This is a genomic window from Pseudomonas sp. MMS21 TM103 (genome assembly GCF_022132145.1).
Classification (GTDB): Bacteria; Pseudomonadota; Gammaproteobacteria; order Pseudomonadales; family Pseudomonadaceae; genus Aquipseudomonas.
Genome location: NZ_JAJISP010000006.1, coordinates 132,359 through 155,029, shown reverse-complemented (window position 1 = coordinate 155,029; position 22,671 = coordinate 132,359). Strand labels below are relative to the sequence as shown.

The 22,671-nt window shown below is 53.1% G+C and carries 18 protein-coding genes and 1 pseudogene; all 19 read left to right on the top strand.

Annotated features, from left to right (window positions below):
- The first annotated feature begins 425 nt into the window (after positions 1-425).
- Positions 426-1,697 carry a Wzz/FepE/Etk N-terminal domain-containing protein gene (locus tag LJY18_RS18075; RefSeq protein WP_238043210.1) on the top strand — a complete coding sequence of 424 codons (1,272 nt, stop codon included), beginning with the start codon at positions 426-428 and terminating at the stop codon, positions 1,695-1,697.
- 262 nt (positions 1,698-1,959) lie between these two features.
- Positions 1,960-3,015, top strand: coding sequence for an LPS O-antigen chain length determinant protein WzzB (locus LJY18_RS18070; RefSeq protein WP_238043208.1), 1,056 nt, complete (start codon positions 1,960-1,962; stop codon positions 3,013-3,015).
- 242 nt (positions 3,016-3,257) lie between these two features.
- Positions 3,258-4,751: an MBL fold metallo-hydrolase gene (locus LJY18_RS18065; RefSeq protein ID WP_238043206.1), complete on the top strand. Its 1,494-nt coding sequence runs from the start codon at positions 3,258-3,260 to the stop codon at positions 4,749-4,751.
- A gap of 255 nt (positions 4,752-5,006) precedes the next feature.
- Positions 5,007-5,528 carry a transcription/translation regulatory transformer protein RfaH gene (gene rfaH / locus LJY18_RS18060; protein ID WP_238043203.1) on the top strand — a complete coding sequence of 174 codons (522 nt, stop codon included), beginning with the start codon at positions 5,007-5,009 and terminating at the stop codon, positions 5,526-5,528.
- A gap of 773 nt (positions 5,529-6,301) precedes the next feature.
- A complete protein-coding gene (locus LJY18_RS18055; RefSeq protein WP_238043201.1) occupies positions 6,302-7,732 on the top strand; it encodes a sugar transporter in 1,431 nt (476 codons plus the stop codon).
- Positions 7,729-8,931, top strand: coding sequence for an O-antigen ligase family protein (locus tag LJY18_RS22590; RefSeq protein WP_238043200.1), 1,203 nt, complete (start codon positions 7,729-7,731; stop codon positions 8,929-8,931). Before LJY18_RS18055 ends, LJY18_RS22590 begins: the two co-directional genes overlap by 4 nt.
- Positions 8,921-10,147 carry a glycosyltransferase gene (locus LJY18_RS18045; RefSeq protein ID WP_238043199.1) on the top strand — a complete coding sequence of 409 codons (1,227 nt, stop codon included), beginning with the start codon at positions 8,921-8,923 and terminating at the stop codon, positions 10,145-10,147. The genes LJY18_RS22590 and LJY18_RS18045 overlap by 11 nt, the downstream gene beginning before the upstream one ends.
- Entirely contained in the window at positions 10,140-11,174 is a 1,035-nt protein-coding gene (locus LJY18_RS18040) for a polysaccharide biosynthesis protein (RefSeq protein ID WP_238043411.1), read from the top strand. Before LJY18_RS18045 ends, LJY18_RS18040 begins: the two co-directional genes overlap by 8 nt.
- Before the next feature lie 3 nt (positions 11,175-11,177).
- A complete protein-coding gene (wbjC, locus tag LJY18_RS18035; protein ID WP_238043198.1) occupies positions 11,178-12,296 on the top strand; it encodes a UDP-2-acetamido-2,6-beta-L-arabino-hexul-4-ose reductase in 1,119 nt (372 codons plus the stop codon).
- A 23-nt stretch (positions 12,297-12,319) separates the two neighbouring features.
- Positions 12,320-13,450, top strand: a complete 1,131-nt coding sequence (wecB, locus tag LJY18_RS18030) for a non-hydrolyzing UDP-N-acetylglucosamine 2-epimerase (RefSeq protein ID WP_238043197.1) — start codon at positions 12,320-12,322, stop codon at positions 13,448-13,450.
- 5 nt (positions 13,451-13,455) lie between these two features.
- Complete coding sequence (locus LJY18_RS18025; RefSeq protein WP_238043196.1) at positions 13,456-14,688, top strand: glycosyltransferase family 4 protein; 1,233 nt, start codon at positions 13,456-13,458, stop codon at positions 14,686-14,688.
- Positions 14,688-15,284 (top strand): sugar transferase, encoded by a 597-nt coding sequence (locus LJY18_RS18020; RefSeq protein ID WP_238043195.1) that lies wholly within the window; start codon positions 14,688-14,690, stop codon positions 15,282-15,284. Before LJY18_RS18025 ends, LJY18_RS18020 begins: the two co-directional genes overlap by 1 nt.
- A complete protein-coding gene (locus LJY18_RS18015) occupies positions 15,281-15,901 on the top strand; it encodes an acetyltransferase (RefSeq protein WP_238043194.1) in 621 nt (206 codons plus the stop codon). Before LJY18_RS18020 ends, LJY18_RS18015 begins: the two co-directional genes overlap by 4 nt.
- An 11-nt stretch (positions 15,902-15,912) precedes the next feature.
- The gene (locus LJY18_RS18010; RefSeq protein WP_238043193.1) at positions 15,913-17,085 is read left to right on the top strand and encodes a DegT/DnrJ/EryC1/StrS family aminotransferase; all 1,173 of its coding nucleotides are present in this window, start codon (positions 15,913-15,915) and stop codon (positions 17,083-17,085) included.
- 34 nt (positions 17,086-17,119) lie between these two features.
- Positions 17,120-17,320 (top strand): annotated as a pseudogene (locus LJY18_RS18005) (glycosyl transferase); the annotation flags it as partial.
- Positions 17,317-17,901: a PglD-related sugar-binding protein gene (locus LJY18_RS18000; RefSeq protein ID WP_238043191.1), complete on the top strand. Its 585-nt coding sequence runs from the start codon at positions 17,317-17,319 to the stop codon at positions 17,899-17,901. The pseudogene LJY18_RS18005 and the gene LJY18_RS18000, both read left to right, overlap by 4 nt.
- A gap of 246 nt (positions 17,902-18,147) precedes the next feature.
- On the top strand, positions 18,148-20,154 hold the full coding sequence (locus LJY18_RS17995) for a polysaccharide biosynthesis protein (RefSeq protein ID WP_238043189.1): 2,007 nt from the start codon (positions 18,148-18,150) through the stop codon (positions 20,152-20,154).
- A 326-nt stretch (positions 20,155-20,480) separates the two neighbouring features.
- Positions 20,481-21,707, top strand: a complete 1,227-nt coding sequence (locus LJY18_RS17990) for an O-antigen ligase family protein (protein ID WP_238043187.1) — start codon at positions 20,481-20,483, stop codon at positions 21,705-21,707.
- 352 nt (positions 21,708-22,059) lie between these two features.
- Positions 22,060-22,506: an REP-associated tyrosine transposase gene (locus tag LJY18_RS17985; protein WP_238043185.1), complete on the top strand. Its 447-nt coding sequence runs from the start codon at positions 22,060-22,062 to the stop codon at positions 22,504-22,506.
- Positions 22,507-22,671 lie beyond the last annotated feature (165 nt).

Here is a 22,671-nt window from a genome sequence, read left to right as displayed (position 1 = left end):
GAGCCCATATGCATCCTACAAAAGCAGCTCCGGCTATTGAGCTTACGTAGCTCTGCGGGACTTGCAGGCCGAACACTTTGCCTTAATAGGCAAGAGATGCGTGGTCAAGAGTGGTGTAAAAACGAGTGAGTAACTATTTGCGCAGCTACCCTGAACTCTGGCCAACCCTTGCGGCCCGCGCTCCACATGGGTTGTGATAGCTGTCACCAGGTTCCCTTCTATCCGTTCGTAGCGACCAAGCCGCTGTCAAGGCTTGTAATGTCATACGCTGCTGGCACAATGCCGCGCAATCACTGCTGGCAGGATTGACGCAGGCCCTGATTCCGTCTGCTCTTGAGCAATAGCCGCAGCGGAAAGCAAGCCCAAGGATCGTTGTCTGCCTGCTGGCGCATTAGTGAAGCCCTTTCCGAAGATGGATCTTGATCGTGAATGCAATTTCCCAAGCGATGCCGCAAACCTCCAGTGATGAAATCGACCTGGCTGCCCTTTTCCGCGCGCTCTGGAAGCAAAAACTACTGATTGTCTCCATCACGCTGCTGGTCGGCTTGTTGGCAGCGGCATATGCCTTTCTGGCGACGCCTCAATACCAGGTGCAAAGCGTGCTGCGCCCGGCCCTGATCAAAGACCTTGATGCGCTTAACCGTATGGGTGTTTACGAACTCACCCCAGGCCAGGCCATGCGGCGTGTCGGTGCAAGCTTGGAGTCTTACGACACTCGTCTTGAGTTCTTTCGCGCCAACCAGGGATTGTTCGAAAGCCTGCGTCTGCCCAAGCGCAGCCTTGAACAGACCTTTGAAAGCTTTAACCAGCAAGCCTTCAAGATGCTCCAGCCCGATACGAAGAAAACCGATAACCTGAGTGCCTACATCGGCATCCAGTTGACTTATCCCGAGGGCGTCAACGGCGTCACCTTAGTCAATGACCTGGTCGAGTACAGCTTTCAGCTTGAGCGCCAGCGTATCGCCGCCGACCTGGCCGTGGTCATTCAGAACCGCCTGAACCAGCTCGAACTGCAGATCGCCGCGGCGCGCGCGAGCTATGAAGCGACCAAAGAATCGAGAATTGCCGCGCTGCTAGAGGCCGACAGCCTCAAGCGTGCAGAGTTGCAAGACGAGCTCAAGGCCCTGCGCCAACAGCTCAAGACGCGTCGCAACAACCGGATTGCCCAACTGGATGAATCCATTCGCATCGCCAAGACCCTTGGCATCATCAAGCCGACCACCCCTTCGGCTCTGGGTGAGGGCGAGCGGGTTTCGCAGGGCAGCGTGATCCGCACCGAGGTGAACAGCCAGCAGATACCGCTCTATTTCATGGGCAGCGAAGCGCTCGAGGCCGAGCGCAATGCCTTGCTCCAACGCCGTTCCGACGACTTCACCGAGCCGCGTGTCGCGCAGATCGCCAAGGAACTGCAATTGCTGGCGAACAATCGGCAGATCGAAGTACTCAACAAGCGGGAAAACGAAGACCTGTTTCTCAAGAAGTTGGCCAGCTGGCGTGAAGAGGCTGCGCGCTTGCGCAGCCTTGATGTCGATGTTTCAACCCTGAAGCTGGCCACTGTCGACCAGTCGGCGATGCAGCCGATCAAGCCAATCAAGCCGAAGAAGGCCCTGATTCTGGCCTTGGGTCTGGTGCTGGGCGGCATGCTCGGACTGTTTATCGCCTTGCTGCGTAATATGTTGCAGCGGCCCCACACATAATTAATGTGCTCGCTTGACGCCCACTGCGCAGTGCTCCTGACCCCGGTTGTGTTGCGCCCAGGCGGGGTACTTCAATGCGATCTGTTCCACACCGTTTGTTCGTTAGTAAAGGTCTGGATGCCCTAGACTGAGCCACGCGACTGGTCGCTAGGGGGGTTGTATTGCATGGCGTTGCTGGCAGAATGCGCCCCTGCGAAGCCCTCTGCTATGCGAGCGGCGTTACGTCTGAATAATCGAATTTTTGACAACAGTTGGATCTACAGTGACCGAACCAACATATCCGCGCCAAGTTAATAGTGAAGATGAAATCGATCTGGTTGAGCTGTTCTACGGCCTGTGGACGCAAAAATGGCTGATAGCCCTGATTACTTTGGTGTTCGCTGTGGGTGCAGCTTCGTATGCCTTTTTCAGCCAGCCGGTATATGAGGCGCGTGCCGCTTTACTGCCACCCTCGCTTAGCAATATCGCCGGCTTCAACTTGGGGCGTGGTGGCAACGGCGAACTCAAGTCTTTTGCGGTAGCCGATGTGTATGCCGTGGTTACCCGAAACTTGCAAGGTGATGACGCTCGGCGCGAGTTTTTCCGAGAGGTCTACTTGCCCTCTCTGAGCGAAGGGTCGCGTTCCGGTTCCCAGGATGCGCTCTACGCTAGTTTTGCTAAAACACTCAGTGTCAAAGCGCCGGACAAAAACCAACCGGATCGCTATACCGTCGTCGTCGAGCATCATGACCCGGCGCAGGCCGCCGAGTGGGCCAAAGGGTATATCGATCTTGTGACCCGGTTGGCGCTCGATGAGATGCTGCAAAACATTCACCGAGAGGTTGAGGTGAAGGGGACTCAGGTTCAACAGGAGATCAAAACCCTGCGTGTGTTCGCCAAGGCTCGCCGTGAGGATCGGATTATTCGGCTCCAGGAAGCTTTGGTGGTGGCTGAGGCGCTGGGTTTGGAGAATGCCCCAGTAATCAGTGGCCAAATAGCCGAACAGCTGTCTGCCTTCATGGATGGCGACCTGATGTATATGCGCGGTTCCAAAGCGCTGCGTGCAGAGATCAGTGTCCTGAAAGCTCGCACCTCGGATGATCCCTTTATCCCTAACCTGCGCAATCTGGAGGAAAAGTACGCCTTCTATGAGGGTATGCAACTTGATCCAGAAAAAGTGGCTGTTGCACGCCAAGATGGGGGAATCGAGGTGCCGGATCAGCCCATCAAGCCGAAGAAGCCGCTGATAGTGGCACTGGGTGTGGTGCTGGGCGGCATGCTCGGCGTGTTTATCGCATTGATTCGCCTGATGCTGAGAAAACGCTCCGCCAAAGCCTGATGCTGTATGGCAAGCGATAACGGAGGGCATTCTCCACTACGGCGCCAAATGGCGTGACTGGCTCCTGCTACGTGTGTAAACGCGGGCGTTGATCGTTCCCACGCTCTGCGTGGGGATGCAGCTCCGCACCCACAGCCGTGACGCGCTCGATACACACAAGCGGCCCAGGCCGCAGTAAAGAACCGCATCCGGCTCGGCTGCAATCGCCGGCCATCGTTAATGGATTAACAGAGATCAATCACATGGATTACCCCGACATTTTGCATCACGGTGCCAAAGACGGCGTGACCGGCTCCTGCCATCCACTGCTGATGGACACTGAACACAGCCTGCTGATCGACTGCGGCCTGTTCCAGGGCGCGGAAATCTCGGCTGAAGGCAAATCCGCGGCTGATCGACTGGCCATCGAATTTCCCCTGGATACGATCCAGGCCTTGGTCGCCACCCATGTGCATATCGATCACGTCGGGCGTATTCCCTATCTGCTGGCTGCTGGTTTCAAGGGCCCGATTCTCTGTAGCGAACCTTCGGCCAAGCTGCTGCCCATTGTCCTGGAAGACGCCTTCAAGCTGGGTTTCAGTCGCGATCAGAAGCAGGTCGAGCGCTACCTCAAGCTGGTTGAACAGCGCATCATCGCTTTGCCCTACAAGACCTGGTTTACTCTGCATGACAGCGAGCGCCTTATCTGCCGCATCCGACTGCAGCGCGCCGGGCATATCCTCGGCTCGGCCTACGTAGAGATCGACCTGCATTACCCCGAGACCGGAAAGAAGAAACGCATCGTCTTCTCTGGCGACTTGGGTGCGCCGCATGCGCCGCTACTGCCCGCCCCCAAGCCGCCGTATCGCGCCGACATCCTGGTAATCGAGAGCACCTACGGCGACCGCCTGCACGAAGATCGGCGCACCCGGCGCAAGCGCCTGGAAGGCGTCATCGAACAAGCCCTGGCCAATAACGGCACCGTACTGATCCCCGCCTTCAGCATCGGTCGCACCCAGGAACTGCTCTACGAACTGGAAGGCATCATCCACAGCAAAAAAATCGATGCCGGTCGCAAGGGGCAAACGAGCAGAGCCGCCCGTGATCCCTCAATCCCGTCGGTAGGCAAGGCCGGGGTTGGCGGCGGCAGCACAGTCGAGATCGACTGGCCGACATTACCGATCATTCTCGATTCGCCCTTGGCTAGCCGTTTCACCCGGGTTTACCGCGAGCTGAAACCCTTCTGGGACAACGAGGCGCTGCAGCGCGTCAAGCAGGGCCGCAACCCGCTGGGTTTCGAGCAACTGCTGACCGTCGACAGCCACCAGGCCCATCTGGCCATGGTGCGCCACCTGGCAGCTACCGCTCGTCCGGCCATCGTCATCGCCGGGAACGGAATGTGCAGCAGCGGTCGAATTGTCAATTACCTGAAAGCCATGCTCCACGATCCCCGACATGACGTACTCTTCATCGGTTATCAGGCACAAGGCACACCCGGTCGAGCGATCCAGATGTATGGTGAGCGCGGCGGTTACGTCTATTTTGACGGAGAGCGCTACAAGATTGGAGCCAAAATCAATACCATAGGCGGCTATTCGGCCCATGCGGATCAGAAAGGTTTGTTGGGCTTCGTCAGACGCATGCGCAGCTGGCCCAGCCAGGTGCGCATCGTCCATGGCGAACGGATCAAGGCACACTACAGGCAGGCCCATCGGAACCTGGAGCTATCAATTCCGAGCGGCCGCAACGATGCTTGACTTCAAGCGCTAGTTTTTCACCTGCATTGATGAGGAAATGCAGCAGCCGTAAATCACCTATTTTTCAGTAGCCAGCGGGTCGTCTCATAACCGGCATCTCTGGCGACTCCGACAAATGTGGCCTCAACGGTAAAAAGTCCATCCTAAACACTTGGTTAGGTTGAAACGAACCCTGCAGCCGGCCCAATCAAGCCAGCTGCACACAGGAGTGAACTGTCGGTCTGCAGCTGCTGCGCCGATTAGCTTGTTACCTTTATGAATGTAACTGCCACAACAACCGCCTGCATCTCAGGTACGGCCCCTGGTTGGTACCTCGTGCACTGCAAGTCCCGCCAGGATGAGCGTGCAGAAGAGAACCTGCTACGCCAGGGCTACCCTTGCTATCGGCCGCAACACAGCTGTGAGCGGATCGTGCGTGGCCGTCGGCAAATCATCGCCGAATCGTTGTTCCCCGGTTATCTATTCATCCAACTGGCCGCCGATGCCAACTGGGCCCCTCTGCGCTCGACCCGCGGGGTCAGTCGAATAGTGGGTTTTGGCGGTATGCCGCTGCGACTCGATGACAGCTTGATCGAGCGCTTGCAACACCGTACAACGGCACCCGTTAAACCAGCCCTCGAAGCGGGGGATAGCGTACGTATTACCGAAGGGGGCTTTGCCGAGCTGGACGCCATCTTCGTGGCCATGGATGGCGAGCAGCGTGTTCTACTGCTGCTCAATATGCTCAATCGCCAGCACCAGATCAGCATGCCGCTGGTGAGCATCGTCAAGAACTGAACACCCCTCGGCACTGGCCGAGATCAAGGCTGCACCCTGGCTAATCCAGTAAAATTCGATGATTTTGACGTTCTCAGGAAACCAACGGTAAATCCTGGGGCGGTAGCGTGTCTGAGATCAAACCGCTTCCAGGCATGTGCTGCACTCGCTTTCTGTAGGTGGACCCGCTTGGAGCTTTGTAAGCGCACTGCGTCCGCTATCGCCGCGTGAGACATGGATGTGAGTGAATGCAGCAAGACTGTCAGAGACTCCATGGTTGAGTGCAGTAGGAAAATGTCGGTAACATTTTCAAGAACAAGCGCGGTTCTCCTGGCAGACAAATGCGTGGTGAACTTTTGCTAAAGAAGCTTGAGTGGTGTTGTGAGAAGGAAGCTGAAATGTGTAAGGCAGGCTGGTTGCAGAGACTGAATGTAACTATGAAGAGTACCTCAAAGAAATAGTTGGACAAATATTCGTTCGTGCCGGAGATATGAGTCAATGTTGGTACGTGCGATTAAAGTTTTGATGCATCATGATTTGATCATCTAAGATGAAAATATTAAGGAGAGCTGCTTAATACCGTATCATATTTTTGAATAAAAGATCATGACCTATGAGATTTGGCCTTTTTAATTTATCTGGTTGTCTTCCACTTCATCAATAATGAGAAAAAATAATTGACATCGGAGGCTTGTCTTCATCGAGAAGTTACCATTGCTTGATTGTTGTTCCTCTCCGCGCGACATGAACAAATATCGTTGTTCGAGTCTGAAGGATATCAAAGTGTTAAACTTATGAATTTTTTTATAAAACTGATTTTCTATGTGCCAGTGAAATTAGTTCCGGCTTTAGTGGGCGTATTTTTTGTGGTTTTCTTGTACGGGAAATTATTTGATGGTCAGTATGTAAACTATTCGATAAGTATTATATGTTCTTTGATTGCTATGCAATTGTGTATTGGATGGTTGGCTAATTCAATTCTTTATTTTCTCCCTAGCCGTGAGAGCAAAGAAGAGTTTTTGTTTGACTGCATAATATTGGTAATACTGATTTCTCCAGTGGCTTCTGTTATAGCTGCATTGATTGCAGGTTTCTTCATTTCAGGGTCCGCTGTTTTTTACTGCGTAATTTTTCTGTGTCTGTCGCAAATTTTTTATTTTTTAGTTTCGGCTATATTTCAGTCTGAAGTGCTTATAAAGCAACAGCTGTATTCTGTTATGTTTCAAGGATGTTCGCAAATTTTGATGTTGTTGATTTTATTCAAAATTTACGGGCCTAGGTTCGAATGTGCAATAGTTGCAATGGGTGTGGGGTTTGTTGTTTCGGTAATTTATTTGTTCTTTAAATTGTCTGGGATTTTTAGTGTAAGAAACATTTATTTTGATTTTAATAGACTCGTTTCAACTTTTAATTTGGTATTTAAATATGGCTCACCATTAGTGCTGTGGATGTTTGGTGTTCTTGCCGTTTCAGGCGGCGAGAGATTTGCAGTGAGCTTTTTTAATATTGAGCTAGGAGATGCGTATTTATCGTTGAAAGATTTGTTTGTTGGTGCTTCTGGTCTTCTTAGTATGCCATTGCTGATGTTGGTTCATCCGATTATTATCGACAGATTTCGGCGAGGGTATTTTGACAGCAAAACTATCGAGAGTTCCATAGGGCTCCTGATTATTGTATTTTCTCTATTTTGGACTGCTTGGCAGTTTGTTGGCTTTCATTTATTCGAGTTTGCAGCAGGGAAAGAAATATATTTACCTAAGTTGGTTATATTTATAATTTTCGTTAGTGTATTTTTGGGCTGCGTGTCTATTTACCTTCAGAAAAGACTAGAAGTCCATAAGAGGATATCGCTAATGGCGAGATATGCACTTTTCTCAGGTCTGGTTTCAATTGTTTTGAGTTTTACTGGGGCTTATTTTTTGGGGCTATATGGAATTGCTATTGGTATCTTGGTTTCACAGGCCTTATATACAGGATTGGTCTTGGGTAGTACTTTTAAGAAATTGCAGTTTTATCCATGCCTTATGCAGCCATTAATTATTTCATTGTTTTGTTGGTTTTTGGGATTAATTTACTCGCTTTTATTGGATTCAGTATTTTCACAAGCAGAGTGGCATATTAAATATGTTTGTTGGACTGTGGGTTTTATGGTTTTATCTGTATTTGTCCTCTACCGTGGGGTTGAGTGGAGTAAGCTCGGAGCTGCTAGGGTGGTGGCTAAGTGATTTTAATTATTGCTTTTTTAATAATTTTCCCGTTTAGTGTTTTTGATTATAAAGATACTGGTGTTCCTCTTTCAGATATGGTCTGTGTTATTGGATTCTTGTTGATTGCTTATAGAATATATACTTTGGAGGCTTGCGTTCTCATATTGTCAATATTTTTTGCTTTTGTCTCTGTGATGATTGGCTTGGTCAAGTACGGTAGTATTGGTTATTCAAGTGTTCTTTCATTAGTTTTTTTGTTTAAACCGTGTTTCGCGTATTTTGCTGGGGCTGTAATTATTTCAAGTAATGAGGATTTTTTAAGATTCATTAAAGGGTCGGCAGTAATGTCGTCGATTTTAATACTACCTGTTTTTCTCTCCATAGCTGTATTTGATAATTTTATTGTTAGGTCGAATTCATCAATTAACGGTAGTTTTTTTGGCGTGCCTTTATTCGGGGCTTACGGTGTGAATTCCCTGGCAGCATACTATGTTTTGCTTGCATTCATGCTGTCTCTTGCTTTATCTGAATACAGGTTTTCTGTAGTGGTTCGTGCGCTTCTTTTCATGAGTTTAGCCATAGCGTTCTATCTTGTGCTCGGTTCATTGTCTCGCATGGCTATTGTTGCAATATCTATTTTGTACCTCGGTCTTCACAAGGATTTAATTAAGAGTAATTTTTATTTAGGAGGCGTATTTGTTATTGTTGTTATTTTTATGGGGGTAAGCTTGTTTTCAATTGCTTATCAAGAAGGAATTGGCGTTGAAAAAATTAATCAAGTAATTAATGGGTTGGCTGCTGGTGATTTAGATTATGTATCTAGTGGTCGATTAACTTTGTATAGGGTGGCTTTGGAACAAATATTCAACAGTCCATTTAGTGGTGTGTCGTTTGGAGGGTTTGGTTTGCATGTGCAAAGCATCAGTGGATATGCAGATCTAGCAGGGTTGAGTCCGCATAATCAATATATAACCCTATTCTGGAAGATGGGTTTTCCTGCAGCTTTTTTTTACATTGTGTTTTTGGTGGCTGTTGTTTATCGGGCAGGTGCGAATTGTGGAAAGGTATTCAGGAAATGGGTGTTTAGACTTTGCTTGATTGTGCTTATAGTGTTTTCCAGTCTTTGGGATGCTCTTCTTATCCCTAATGTTGCTGTTTTCTTCTTCTTTTTAATGGGTGCTTTTTCAAGCCAGGGCTATAAGTTAGATGAAAAATAAAATTATGTATCTTGGTTATTATGTGGGCGATGAGTATTTTGAAAGGTATTCAAAGGGTGATCGGTTTCCACAAGTGGCAGCTTACAAGTTGGAAAGTCGAATTTTAAATTCACTTGCCCAGGGCGGTGAATCTGTTAATGTCTTGGGGAGTATTGCGGTAACAACTTACCCGATGAATAAGAGGGCTGTACTCCCTTCTGGGCTATTTTCAAGTGATAATGGGCAAAATGGTAAAATTTTCCCCTTTATAAATACGCCTTTACTTAAAATGCCTTCTAGATTTTTTTCATCAATCTTCTGTATGTTGAGCCGCGGACGTGCAGACGCTGTATTTGTTTATTCTGCACATTCTCCTTACTTGTTGTCGTCTTATGTTTTTTCAAGAATTTATAAAATACCATTTTTTGTTTTTTTACCTGATCTACCTCTGTTTATGGATATGGGGTTGAAGCGATCTTTCTTTTCTAGATTTTTAAAGAAGCTTGATAACGAAATTATTAACTTTCTCGTTTCTTTATCCTCTGGTGTGTTTGTTTCAACAAAGTACATGATTGAGGATAATCCACGCTGGAGAAGTTTGCCTTATCTTGTGGTAGAGGGGATAGCAGAAGGAGTAAGTGGAGATCTGTCTGTGGATGAAAGAGCTGTTTTAGCTAGCGAAATGCGCAGCCAGAAAGTTATTTTCTATGCGGGGGGAGTAAATAGATCCTATGGTATTCGTGAGTTAGTAGAAGGCTTTATTGAGAGTAATATTGATGCGCAGTTGTGGATTTGTGGGCGTGGAGATTTGGAGAGTTATCTTGATGAGGTTTCGGCCAGGCACGTAGGTGTTAAATATCTGGGCTTTTTGCCACCAGATGATGTGTTGAGTATCCAAAATTCTTGTGATCTTTTGGTTCTAAGTAGAGATCCGAAAGAAAAGTATACGCGCTATTCGTTCCCCTCTAAATTGCTAGAGTACATGTCAAGCGGTGTTCCTGTTCTTACAACCAAACTTGAAGGTATTCCAGAAGAGTACTATGAGTATTTGAATATTATCAGTGAGTTTTCAGTTGCTGGAATTGCTACTGCGCTAGAAGAGTTTTTCTCCATAGATGAGACGCTCGTTCGTCGCAAATCCGCGCGTGGGGGGGAGTTTGTTAGGAGTAATAAGAATACAATAGCTGTTGGTTCTAAAATGGTTAATTTTTTAAATAGGTGCATAAATGATTTTTAATGGAAAGAGGCTGTTGATTAGCGGTGGTACGGGTTCTTTTGGTAATGCCGTCCTCAAACGCTTCCTCGACACTGACATTGCCGAAATTCGTATTTTCAGCCGTGACGAGAAGAAGCAGGATGACATGCGCAAGCGCTATGCCAACTCCAAACTGAAATTCTATATTGGTGATGTCCGCGACTACCAAAGTGTGCTTAATGCTACTCGTGGTGTGGACTATATTTTCCATGCCGCCGCATTGAAGCAGGTACCTTCCTGCGAATTTCATCCAATGGAAGCAGTAAAGACCAATGTGTTGGGCACCGAAAACGTGCTGGAAGCTGCCATCCAGAATGGCGTCAAGCGTGTAGTTTGTTTGAGCACTGACAAGGCCGTTTACCCTATCAATGCCATGGGAATCTCCAAGGCGATGATGGAAAAAGTCATGGTTGCCAAGTCGCGCAATGCAGATGACGACAAAACAGTAATTTGCGGTACTCGTTACGGTAATGTAATGGCATCGCGTGGCTCGGTGATTCCGTTGTTTATCGAGCAGATCCGCGCCGGCGTGCCGTTGACGCTGACCGATCCAAACATGACCCGCTTTATGATGACGCTGGCTGATGCTGTGGATCTGGTGCTGTATGCCTTCGAGCATGGCAATAATGGCGATATGTTTGTGCAGAAGGCGCCGGCAGCCACTGTAGAAACTTTGGCTAAGGCACTGACTCGGATGCTCGAAAAACCCGAGCACCCTATCCAAGTAATCGGTACCCGCCATGGCGAGAAACTATACGAGGCTCTGCTTAGTCGTGAGGAAATGGCCTGTGCCGAGGACCGGGGCCAGTACTTTCGTGTGCCGCCAGATCTGCGAGACCTGAACTACGCCAAGTTCGTGGAGCAGGGAGAGGAGAAAATTTCCCGTACTGAAGATTACAACTCGCATAACACCGAACGGTTGGACGTCGAGGGCATGCAGCGTTTATTGCTCAAGCTCGATTTCATGCGCGCGATCCAGCGTGGTGAACACGTAGCGGCTGAGGAGTAAGCGATGAAAGTACTGATCACGGGTTCCAATGGATTCGTGGGTAAAAACTTGGCCATGCATCTGAGCGAGCGCAAAGATGTCGAGGTGCTACGTTTTATCCGCGGTGATGATGTGGCTTTATTACCGGCGTTGGTGACCACAGTCGACTTTGTGTTTCATTTGGCCGGCGTAAACCGTCCGCAGAATACGCAAGAGTTCAAAACCGGGAACATCGATCTGACTCAAGCACTCTGTGATGCAGTCAAGGCCAGTGGCAAGCCTGTGCCCGTGCTTTACACCTCATCTAGCCAAGCTCAGCAGGACAACCCTTATGGCAGCAGCAAGCGTGGCGCCGAGGAAGCCTTGCTCGAACTGTCCAGCCAGCATGGTTCTGCGGTGCACCTGTTCCGTTTGCCCAATGTGTTTGGCAAGTGGGCCCGGCCGAATTACAACTCGGCGGTAGCGACCTTCTGCCACAACATTGCTAGAGATCTGCCGATCCAGATAAACGATCCACATGCCCGGATCAACCTTGTGTATATCGACGATGTGGTCGCGCACTTCATCGAGGTAATGGATGGCAAGTCGACCGCTGAACCATTCGCGAGTATCGACCCGCAGTACAGTATTACCGTCGGCGAACTGGCCGAGCAGCTTTATGCCTTCCGCGATAGTCGCAAGTCACTCGTAACCGAACCCGTAGGTACGGGTTTGGTACGGGCGCTGTACTCTACCTACCTGAGCTATCTGCCGCCCGAGCGCTTCACCTATGACGTGCCGAAGTATGGTGATCAGCGTGGCGTGTTCGTGGAAATGCTCAAGACCAAAGACTCCGGACAGTTCTCTTACTTTACCGCTCATCCGGGCATCACCCGTGGCGGACACTACCACCACTCCAAGACCGAGAAATTTCTGGTCATCAAAGGCAATGCCTGTTTTCGCTTTCGCCAAATTGTCTCGGGCGAATTTTATGAATTGTTCACCGATGGTGAACAACCGGAAATCGTTGAAACAGTACCCGGCTGGACCCATGACATCACCAACGTGGGTGATGAGGACATGATCGTGATGCTCTGGGCTAACGAGATTTTCGACCGTGAGCATCCGGACACCTTCACTTGTCCAGTCGGCACCGAAGCCTAAGTCGCTTTGAACAAGGATTTGCAATGAAAAAGCTGAAAGTTGTCACCGTGGTCGGCACCCGCCCGGAAATTATTCGCTTGTCGCGCGTCATGGCCAAGCTGGACGAGCATTGTGAACATGTGCTGGTGCATACCGGCCAGAATTACGACTATGAACTGAATCAGATTTTCTTTGATGATCTGAGTATTCGTAAACCGGATCACTTTCTTAACGCCGCAGGTGCATCAGGTGCCGAGACTATCGGTAACGTAATCATTGCCGTGGATCGTGTGCTGGCTGAAGTGCAACCCGAGGCCTTGCTGGTGTTGGGCGATACCAACAGCTGCATGGCAGTGATTCCAGCAAAGCGTCGCAAGATTCCGACCTTCCATATGGAAGCTGGCAACCGCTGCTTTGATATGCGCGTGCCTGAAGAAATCAACCGCCGGATCGTCGATCACACCGCTGATATTAATCTGACTTACAGCACTATCGCGCGTGATTACCTGCTACGTGAGGGCCTACCGCCAGATATGGTGATCAAGACCGGTAGTCCGATGTTCGAAGTGCTCAACCACTACCGTGACGGGATCGAAGCATCTGACGTACTGGCGCGCCTGGGGCTGGACGCAGGCAAGTTCTTTGTGGTCAGCGCCCATCGCGAAGAAAATATCGACTCCGACCAGAATTTCCTCAAGCTGGTTGCGGTACTCAATACCGTGGCTGAGCATTACGGCTATCCGGTAATCATCTCGACCCACCCGCGTACCCAGAAGCGCGTGGATGCCATGGGCGTGCAGTTTCATGCAAACGTGCGCCTACTCAAACCGCTGGGGTTCAAGGACTACAACAAGCTGCAGCTCACCGCCAAGGCGGTGCTGTCGGACAGTGGCACCATCAATGAAGAGTCCTCGATCCTCAACTTTCCGGCATTGAATATCCGTGAGGCCCATGAGCGCCCGGAAGGCATGGAAGAAGCTGCGGTGATGATGGTTGGTCTGGAAGTTGAGCGCGTTATGCAGGCGCTGCAGATTCTGGAAAGCCAGGTCTGTGGTGATGAACGCAGTCTGCGTCTGGTCGGCGACTACAGCATGCCTAACGTATCCGACAAGGTAGTACGCATCGTGCACAGTTATCGTGACTATGTGATGCGTACTGTCTGGAAGAGGTACTGAGTCGCGTGGCTATTCGTGTTCTCTTGCTAACTCAGTGGTTCGAACCTGAGCCAACTTTCAAAGGCATGGACTTTGCTCGTGAGTTGATTAGGCAGGGCTTCGATGTCGAGGTGGTGACCGGTTTCCCTAATTACCCGGGCGGTAAGATCTACCCTGGATACTCGCTCAAGTGGCTGCAACGCGAGCTGATTGACGGGGTTCAGGTGACGCGGGTACCACTTTATCCAAGTCATGATCAGGGCGCAGTGGGACGAGTACTCAATTATGTGAGTTTCGCAGCCAGTTCCCTGTTTTACGGCTTGTTTGCAGCCAAGCGTCCAGATGTTATCTATGCTTATCATCCGCCCCTTACCATGGGTATCACAGCGGTACTGATTCGTCTGTTTCGCCGCGTCCCAGTGGTTTACGACATTCAGGACATGTGGCCGGATACCTTGCGTGCAACTGGGATGTTCTCCAACGAGAAAGCCTTGTACGTTGTATCCCGAGTATGCGATTGGGTCTATCGGCGGGCCGATCAATTGGTAGTTCTGTCACCGGGCTTCAAGCGCCTGCTGATCGAACGAGGCGTACCGGCTGTCAAGATCGAGGTGATCTACAACTGGTGCGCCGAAGATTCACTGACGGATCCGCAGGGTGTTGTTCCTGCGGCATTTCTTGGCAAGGACAAGTTTCGTATTCTGTTTGCCGGAAATATGGGCAAGGCACAGGCGCTGGATGCAGTGCTTCGCGCTGCCGAGTTGCTGCAGCAGCAAGCCCCGGACTTGACCTTCGTCTTCCTTGGAGGTGGTGTAGAAGTGAGACGCCTGCAACAACTTGCTGCGGACGAGTCCCTTTCCAACGTAACCTTTCTACCCCCCGTGCCAATGACTGAGGTCGGTAACTACCTCAACGCTGCGGACGTCCTGTTGGTGCACCTGAAAAAAGATCCTCTGTTCACCATCACCATCCCATCCAAGACCCAGGCCTACATGGCAGTTGGCAAACCGATCCTTATGGCGGTAAATGGCGATGCTGCGGACCTGGTACGGGATAGTGGTTGTGGCCAAATCGCGGAGTCGGAAAATCCTCAGGCAATTGCAGATGCTGCACTGTCCCTGATGCAAGCTGGCTCTGACGAGCGCAATGCAATGGCAATAAACAGCCGTCGCTTCTACCAGGAAAAGCTTTCCTTGAGTGTGGGCGCTGGCCGCTTCGGGCAGATATTCAAAAAACTGGCTGGCGCAAAGGAAGTCTGATGTTTAAACGTCTGTTCGACATAGTAGCCTCGGCCTTTGGCCTGCTGTTGCTTTCGCCGATCATCGCAGTTGTCGCCTGGCAAATCCGGCGCAGACTAGGCTCGCCAGTGCTCTTTCGTCAGGTGCGTCCTGGCCTGAATGGTCGGCCATTCGAGATGATCAAGTTCCGCACCATGCGCGATGCTGTGGATGCGGCAGGCAAGTCACTGCCAGATTCTGAACGCATGACGCCGTTCGGTAGTTTTCTGCGCTCCAGTAGCCTGGACGAGTTGCCGGAATTGTGGAACGTGCTCAAAGGCGACATGAGCCTGGTAGGTCCGCGCCCACTGCTGATGGAATACCTACCCCTTTACAGTCCCGAGCAGTATCGGCGCCATGAAGTGCGTCCCGGAGTTACCGGGTGGGCACAGATCAATGGGCGCAACGCGTTGAGCTGGGACGAGAAGTTCAAGCTGGATATCTGGTACGTGGACAATCGCTCATTCTGGCTGGATCTGAAAATCATCTTCCTGACCATCAAGAAGGTGGTTGTGCGTGACGGTATCAGTGCGGTTGGGGAGGCGACCATGGCCAAATTTACCGGCGGTAAGTCGTGATGAGACTGGCCATCCTCGGGGCTAGCGGGCATGGCAAGGTGGTCGCTGATACCGCCGAATGTTGTGGGTGGCAGACTGTCGAGTTTTTCGATGACGCTTGGCCTGGACTTCATGCAAATGCTGCTTGGTCGGTTGTCGGCGATAGCGCAGCTCTGATGGGCCGGTTAGCCGACTTTGATGGCGTTGTGGTGGCTATCGGCAATAACCGTATCCGTCACGCCAAGCTGCTTGAGTTGCGAGCGGCGGGGGCTTGTCTGGTGACACTGGTTCATCCCGCCGCCATCGTAAGTCGATACGCCGCTGTTGGTCAGGGAACGGTGGTATTCGCTGGGGCTGTGGTGAATGCAGAGGTATGCATAGGTCAAGGTGCCATTCTCAATACTAGCTGCAGCATCGATCATGATTGTGTGTTGGGCGATGCTGTGCATATCAGTCCCGGAGTACTGCTAGCAGGTGGTGTGCAAGTGGGGGACTTGAGCTGGATCGGTATTGGCACCAGCGTGCGTCAACTGGTTCGCATCGGCGAGCGCGTGTTGGTTGGCGCCGGTTCGGCGGTCGTCAGTGATATTCCAAATGATGTGACTGTGGCTGGCGTGCCGGCCAAAAGGATGAGGTAACCAGAGGTTTTATGCTCAACACCCCGTTTTCCCCTTGGCCCTTGTTCTCTGAAGAAGAGGCTAATGCCGTTCGTGATGTAATTCTCTCCAACAAGGTTAACTACTGGACGGGGAGGGAGTGCCGTGAGTTCGAGAAGGAGTTTGCGGCATGGACCGGCAGCGAGTATGCCGTTGCCTTGGCCAATGGCACTGTTGCACTGGATCTGGCTCTGCAAGCATTGGGCATAGGTGTTGGCGATGAGGTGGTCGTTACGCCGCGCACCTTCCTCGCTTCGGTGTCGAGCATCGTCAATGCCGGTGCGATACCGGTTTTTGCGGACGTCGACAACGAGTCGCAGAACATTACCGCCGAAACTATCCGCGCCGTGCTTACACCGCGTACTCGGGCGGTAATTTGCGTGCATCTGGCCGGCTGGCCCTGCGATATGGATCCGATCATGGCGCTGGCAGCAAAGCACGATCTGAAAGTGATCGAGGATTGCGCCCAAGCGCATGGCGCGCACTACAAAGGCCGTCCGGTCGGCTCGATCGGCCATGTTGGTGCCTGGTCGTTTTGCCAGGACAAAATCATGACTACCGGCGGTGAAGGCGGCATGGTCACTACTAATGATAGCGCCTTGTGGTCGCGTATGTGGTCGATCAAAGATCACGGCAAATCCTGGGAAGCTGTTTACGAGCGCGACCATGCGCCCGGCTTCCGATGGTTGCATGAGAGCTTCGGCACCAACTGGCGGATGATGGAGGTTCAGGCTGTTATTGGCCGGATCCAGTTGCGACGTATGCAGGATTGGCACGCGAAGCGATTGGCCAATGCCGGGCGTATCTGGACGTCTGCGCAAGCGCTTGCGGGGTTGCGTGTTCCGACGCTGCCGGCTGAGGTCACGCATGCGGCTTACAAGTGTTATGTGTTTGTCGAGCCGGCTGATTTGAAAGCAGGTTGGGATCGTGACCGTATCCTCAATGAAATCACCGCTAGAGGCGTGCCTTGTTTCTCGGGTTCTTGCTCAGAGGTGTATTTGGAGAAGGCCTTCGATGACACCGGCTGGCGTCCGGTAGAGCGCTTGTTCGTCGCTAAAGAGCTGGGGGAGACCAGCTTGATGTTCCTGGTTCATCCGACGCTTACCGAAGCAGAAATTAATAAGACCTGTGATGTCTTGGCTCGGGTAATGCGTGAGGCCTGTTGAGTTTGGTTTGCTGATGTTGAGCGGGTTGCCGCTCCAGTACGCTTCGCGCCACTTCGGCAAGCATTTGCCGGGAGCCCTGGCGGTGGGGGGCATCAATCTTCTCTGGCTGTTGCCCATCGCGCTTTGGGTGGGGCTTGGCGGGGTTGATGGCTTGCTGGGGTTGTTGATCGCTTATGTGCCGTTGCTGGGGCTGGCGGTGAAATACCATGCTGGCGAGCTGGAGGTGCGGGCGTGAGGGAGAAGATATTACTGATCATCGGCGCGGGCGGCCACGGCAAGGCGGTTGCGGAAGCGGCGCTGCTCAGTGGTGAATGGCAGCGCATCGCTTTTGCCGATGACCGTTGGCCAGAGTTGTGCGAAACCTTTGGCTGGCCGGTTGTGGCCAATGTGGCAGGCTTGGCGGCGCTGGAGGCCCAGGTTGCGGGGGCCATTGCGGCAGTTGGCAATAATGCAGTGCGCGAACAGTGGGTCAAAGCCATTCGTGCCGCCGGGCTGCCCTTGGTAACGGTGATGCATCCCCGTGCCTGCGTGAGTGCTGCTGCAACCATCGGCGCGGGCACAGCGATCATGGCGCTGGCGATGGTGGGCGTCGATGCGACGATTGGTGAGGCGGCTATCGTCAATGCCAATGCAACGGTCGATCACGATGCCTGTCTTGGGAATTTTGCCCATCTTGGGGTTGGGGTTCAGCTGGCTGGTGGCGTGAAGATTGGCGCCCGGGCCTGGTTGCAGGCAGGCTGTAGCGCGGGGTATCAGGTCGTGGTGCACGATGGGGTGGTGTGTGCGCCGGGGACGGTATTGCGGGCTGGAGTTTAGATTTAGGTTTAAAGGTAGCGGGTCAGGTATTTGTGGGGATGATTGCAGGTATCTGGTGATGCTGATGGTTTGGGCGGACGTTGTCCGCCATCGCGGCGGGGCGCCCCTCCTACAGGGGGATGTGGTGCCTGTGCTTTTGTGGGTGGTGTGCATTCGCTGTTGGGTTTGCCATCAATAGTCAGGTTTTTTACCCGGTGGAGAGCGTCACTTCGCTGGTTTTCAAGTTCTCAGGATTGAGGTGTTGTTGTGTTAAGACTTGCCGAAAAGTTGCGTAGCCGTCTGGTCAAGCTGCCACGACGTCACAAGCGACTGATTCAGGTCAGTGTCGATGTGGTGTTGGTCTGGGCGGCGCTGTGGCTGGCGTTTGTCGTGCGCCTGGGCGACTCGAAAAATATTGAGCCGTTTGCCGGGCATGCCTGGCTTTTTGTTTTGGCGCCGTTGATCGCCATTCCCATGTTTGTGCGCTTCGGCATGTACCGGGCCGTCATGCGCTTTTTCGGCAACGATGCGCTGCTCTCTATCGGCAAGGCGGTTACGCTATCGGCGTTGCTGCTGGCTTTGGCGGTGTACTGGCATCAGGGGGCGCCCAAGCTGATTCCGCGCTCTATGGTGTTCAACTATTGGTGGCTGAGCCTGGTGATAATCGGCGGGCTGCGACTGGTGATGCGTCAGTACTTTATGGGCGACTGGTACTCGTCGGATCATCCTGGCCGGCTCAAAGGTCGTGATGCCGGGTTGCCCAAGGTGGCGATCTATGGTGCCGGTGCGGCCGGCAATCAGTTGGTAGCGGCGTTGCGGCTGGGCCGGGGTATGCGGCCGGTGGCGTTTATCGACGATGATGCCAATATTGCCAACCGGGTGATCGCCGGGCTTCGGGTCTATACCTCCAAGCATATCCAGCAGTTGATCGATGAAACCGGCGCCGACGAGATCCTGCTGGCGATCCCATCGGCCAGCCGGGTTCGTCGTCGCGAGATTCTGGAACTGTTGGAGCAGTACCCGCTGCATGTGCGTAGCGTGCCCGGGTTCATGGATTTGGCCAGCGGTCGGGTCAAGGTCGATGATGTGCAGGAAGTGGACATCGCCGACCTGCTCGGGCGCGATGCGGTGCCGCCGCAGCAGGCGTTGTTCGAACGTTGCATCCGTGGCCAGGTGGTGATGGTGACCGGCGCGGGTGGTTCCATCGGCTCGGAGTTGTGCCGGCAGATCGTAGCCACCGGGCCGACAACCCTGTTGTTGTTCGAGCACAGCGAATTCAATCTCTACAGCATTCACAGTGAGCTGGAGCAGCGCATTCGTCGCGAGTCGTTGTCGGTGCGCCTGGTGCCGATCTTGGGCTCTATCCGTAACCCCGGGCGCTTGTTCGATGTGATGCGTACCTGGGCAGTGAATACGGTGTATCACGCGGCGGCATACAAGCATGTGCCGATGGTCGAGCACAACATCGCCGAGGGCGTGCTGAACAATGTGCTGGGCTCCACCTTTACCGCCCAGGCGGCGATCAAGGCGGGGGTCGAGCACTTTGTGCTGATCTCCACGGATAAAGCGGTGCGCCCGACCAATGTGATGGGCAGTACCAAGCGCTTGGCCGAGATGGTCTTGCAGGCCTTGAGTGCGGAGTCGGCCCCGGTGCTGTTTAGAAGTGACGATGGCGTGCATCGGGTCAATAAGACCCGCTTCACAATGGTGCGTTTCGGCAATGTGCTGGGCTCATCAGGTTCGGTGATCCCACGCTTTCACGATCAGATTCGCCGGGGTGGTCCGGTGACAGTAACGCACCCGAATATCACCCGTTATTTCATGACCATCCCCGAAGCTGCGCAGTTGGTGATCCAGGCTGGTGCCATGGGCCAGGGCGGCGATGTGTTCGTGTTGGACATGGGCCAGCCGGTGAGGATTGTCGATCTGGCTGAAAAGATGATTCACCTCAGCGGTCTCAGCGTGCGCTCGGAGAAGAACCCGCACGGTGATATCGCCATCGAGTTCACCGGCTTGCGCCCTGGCGAGAAGTTGTATGAGGAATTGTTGATCGGCGATAACGTCAGCCCGACCGACCACCCGATGATCATGCGCGCTAATGAGGAGTGCCTGTCCTGGGAGGTCTTCAAGAAGGTCTTGACCGATCTGCTCGATGCGGTCGAACGCGACGACTACGACCGCGTGCGCCAACTGCTGCGCGAATCCGTGAGCGGTTACGCGCCGGAAGGCGAGATCGTCGACTGGATCCACCTGCAACGGCGAGTTGAGCCTTAGGCTGCGGATTTTCGGTGCAGGTTGTTTTGGGGCCAAACTCGGTGTGATGCTTTTGATTATGGAGCGGACTATGTCCGCTATCGCCGCGAGGTCGCGCCTCCTACAGGTGAGGAGGTGTTCTTGTGGGAGTGGCCGGGCGGCGTTCCGCTTTAGCCGCGAATGGCGCAGGCCTGTCGGCGACCCCATGGGGGAGCTAGGCAAAACGCCGGGAGCCTTTTCGAGAACGGTCGCGACCTTCCTGCAAATGATGAGTGGCCCCGCTACTTAATCAGCACATACAAATCGATGTTTATCGTTTTTCAGATCAAGTAATTAAAGGATGAGTAGTGCTTTTTAGTCAGCGTTTGATCGCGCCAACGGCAGGACTGCCTAAGGCCTGGTTGTTTATCCTGGGATTGGGCTTGTTTGTGCAGATGTCGGGGCTGTTGTTCAACAGCGATGGCAGCCGCTATTCGACTCAGACTTATTTGTTGTTGTTCGTGCCGGCATTAACTCTATTGCTTTGGCAGCGTCTAGCCGTGGATATCTGGCGCCAGATGCCCGGTGTTTTCCTGCTAAGCCTACTGGCTTGGGTGCTGCTCACCGGCTCAGTCAATCCCGGATCCACTCACAATCCGGCCTATTGGCTGAAGATCGATGCACTGATTCTGCTTTATGTCTTTGCCGTGGCCAGCCTAGCACGGCACGAGCGGGCGTTCACCTGGCTGTTGGTGGCCGTGGTGGTGGCGGCAGCAGTGTTTGCCTGGTTGACGCTGTACTACCAGTTCGGCGTGCTGGATAAGCCGCTTGGATACAGGGCTGTCCGACTAAGCGAGCTAGGGTGGCGCGGCCTGGCTGATCTGGACAATACCATCATCGCCGGTTTGTACTACGGCGTGTTCGCGGTGCTTCTGACTTATCTCTTCGTTGGCTTGAAGGTGCGTGGCTGGCAGGCTGGTTTGCTGGTTGCAGGTATGCTGGGGCTGCTGGCCTATGTGCTGTTTACCTTCTCCCGAGGCGCCTGGTTCTCGACGGCGGCGGGATGTTTAGTGATGTTGCTGTTGTTCCCGAATATCAAGTCGCGAACCTTGATTGGGTTGGGTTGTGCCTTGGTTTTCGTCAGCATTTACCTGTTCTGGCCTGAGCTTCAACATGAGCAAAAAATAGGCGTAAACGGCCGTCTCCCTATCTGGGCTAATTGGGCCGAGCGTCTTCCCGAGTTCTGGTTGATGGGCGCGGGGGCTGGGGCGGATTTAGTCTTCCAACTGCCCAACTCTGGTGCCAGTTATAAACACGCCCACAGTCTGTATCTGCAACTCTGGTATCAGTACGGCATCGTCGGCATCGGTCTTTTTGCGTTGCTGCTGCTGAGCCTGCTGTGGAAAGGCTGGGTGTGTCGCGCGCAGCCTCTGGCCAGGGTAGGGGTGGCGTTGTTGGTGTTCGCCATGGTGGCGATGGTTTCCGATGTCTATGCAATCTTCCATCGCTTGAGCCCCTACTGGGTGTTGGTCTGGTTCCCGATCGGCATCCTGCTCGGGGTGCGGCATCCGCAGGCGAACCAAACCACTAAGTAGATAGTGCATGCATAGAGCAAGCCGCTGGCCGCTGTTGTAGGCGGGGCCGGGCGGCGTTCCGTGCCCTCGGCGCAATGCTCTCGACCATGGAGCGGACTATGTCCGCTATCGCCGTGAGGTCGCGCCTCCTGCAGGGGATCGCGGTGCTGATTGCCATTGTGTAGGAGGGCCCGGGCGGCGTTCCGTGCCCTCGGCGCGATGCTCTCGCGCATGGAGCGGACTATGTCCGCTATCGCCGCGAGGTCGCGCCTCCTACAGGGGACCGCGGTGCAGGCTGCTGTTGTAGGAGGGCCCGGGCGGCGTTCCGTGACCCGGCGCGATTTTTTGGGTTTTTGATGGAAAGGATTCCTTCATGTGCAAGAACAGTTCACCAGCTGCTCGGCGGTTACGCGCGGGGCGTTGGTCTGAGGTTGGGCAGATCTATCTTGTCACTACGGTAACTCGGGATCGTCTCCCGTTCTTCAAAGACTTTGATCGGGCGCGGATGCTGATAGGCATCATGCGAGAGGATCAGGCCAGAGGCTCACATCAGACCTTGGCGTTTGTGGTGATGCCGGATCACCTGCATTGGTTGTTGCAGTTGAAGCAGGGATCGCTTTCGCATTTGGTTGGTCGAGTAAAGTCGTTGGCGGGGAAGCGAATCGGGCGAGCCGTCTGGCAGGATGGCTTTCATGATCGAGCCTTGCGCCGAGAAGATGATTTGCAGGCTGTGGCGCGTTACATCGTTGCCAATCCTGTGCGTGCTGGCCTAGTGGCGCATGCAGGGCAATATTCACATTGGGACGCGGTTTGGTTGTAGTGGTTGTTCCTGTAGAAAGGCCGCCCCCGGCGCGATGCTCATGACCAAGCAGCGGACTATGTCCGCTATCGCCGCGAGGTCGCGCCTCCTGCAGGGGGCCGCGGTGCTGATTGCTGTTGTGTAGGAGGGCCCGGGCGGCGTTCCGTGACCTGGCGCGATGCTCTC

Coding starts and splice junctions, on each gene's coding strand:
- LJY18_RS17985 (WP_238043185.1), top strand. CDS start 22,060: ATGTGCAAGAACAGTTCACCAGCTGCTCGGCGGTTACGCGCGGGGCGT.
- LJY18_RS18010 (WP_238043193.1), top strand. CDS start 15,913: ATGCTCAACACCCCGTTTTCCCCTTGGCCCTTGTTCTCTGAAGAAGAG.
- LJY18_RS18020 (WP_238043195.1), top strand. CDS start 14,688: ATGTTTAAACGTCTGTTCGACATAGTAGCCTCGGCCTTTGGCCTGCTG.
- rfaH (WP_238043203.1), top strand. CDS start 5,007: ATGAATGTAACTGCCACAACAACCGCCTGCATCTCAGGTACGGCCCCT.
- wbjC (WP_238043198.1), top strand. CDS start 11,178: ATGAAAGTACTGATCACGGGTTCCAATGGATTCGTGGGTAAAAACTTG.
- LJY18_RS18065 (WP_238043206.1), top strand. CDS start 3,258: ATGGATTACCCCGACATTTTGCATCACGGTGCCAAAGACGGCGTGACC.
- LJY18_RS18045 (WP_238043199.1), top strand. CDS start 8,921: ATGAAAAATAAAATTATGTATCTTGGTTATTATGTGGGCGATGAGTAT.
- LJY18_RS18055 (WP_238043201.1), top strand. CDS start 6,302: ATGAATTTTTTTATAAAACTGATTTTCTATGTGCCAGTGAAATTAGTT.
- wecB (WP_238043197.1), top strand. CDS start 12,320: ATGAAAAAGCTGAAAGTTGTCACCGTGGTCGGCACCCGCCCGGAAATT.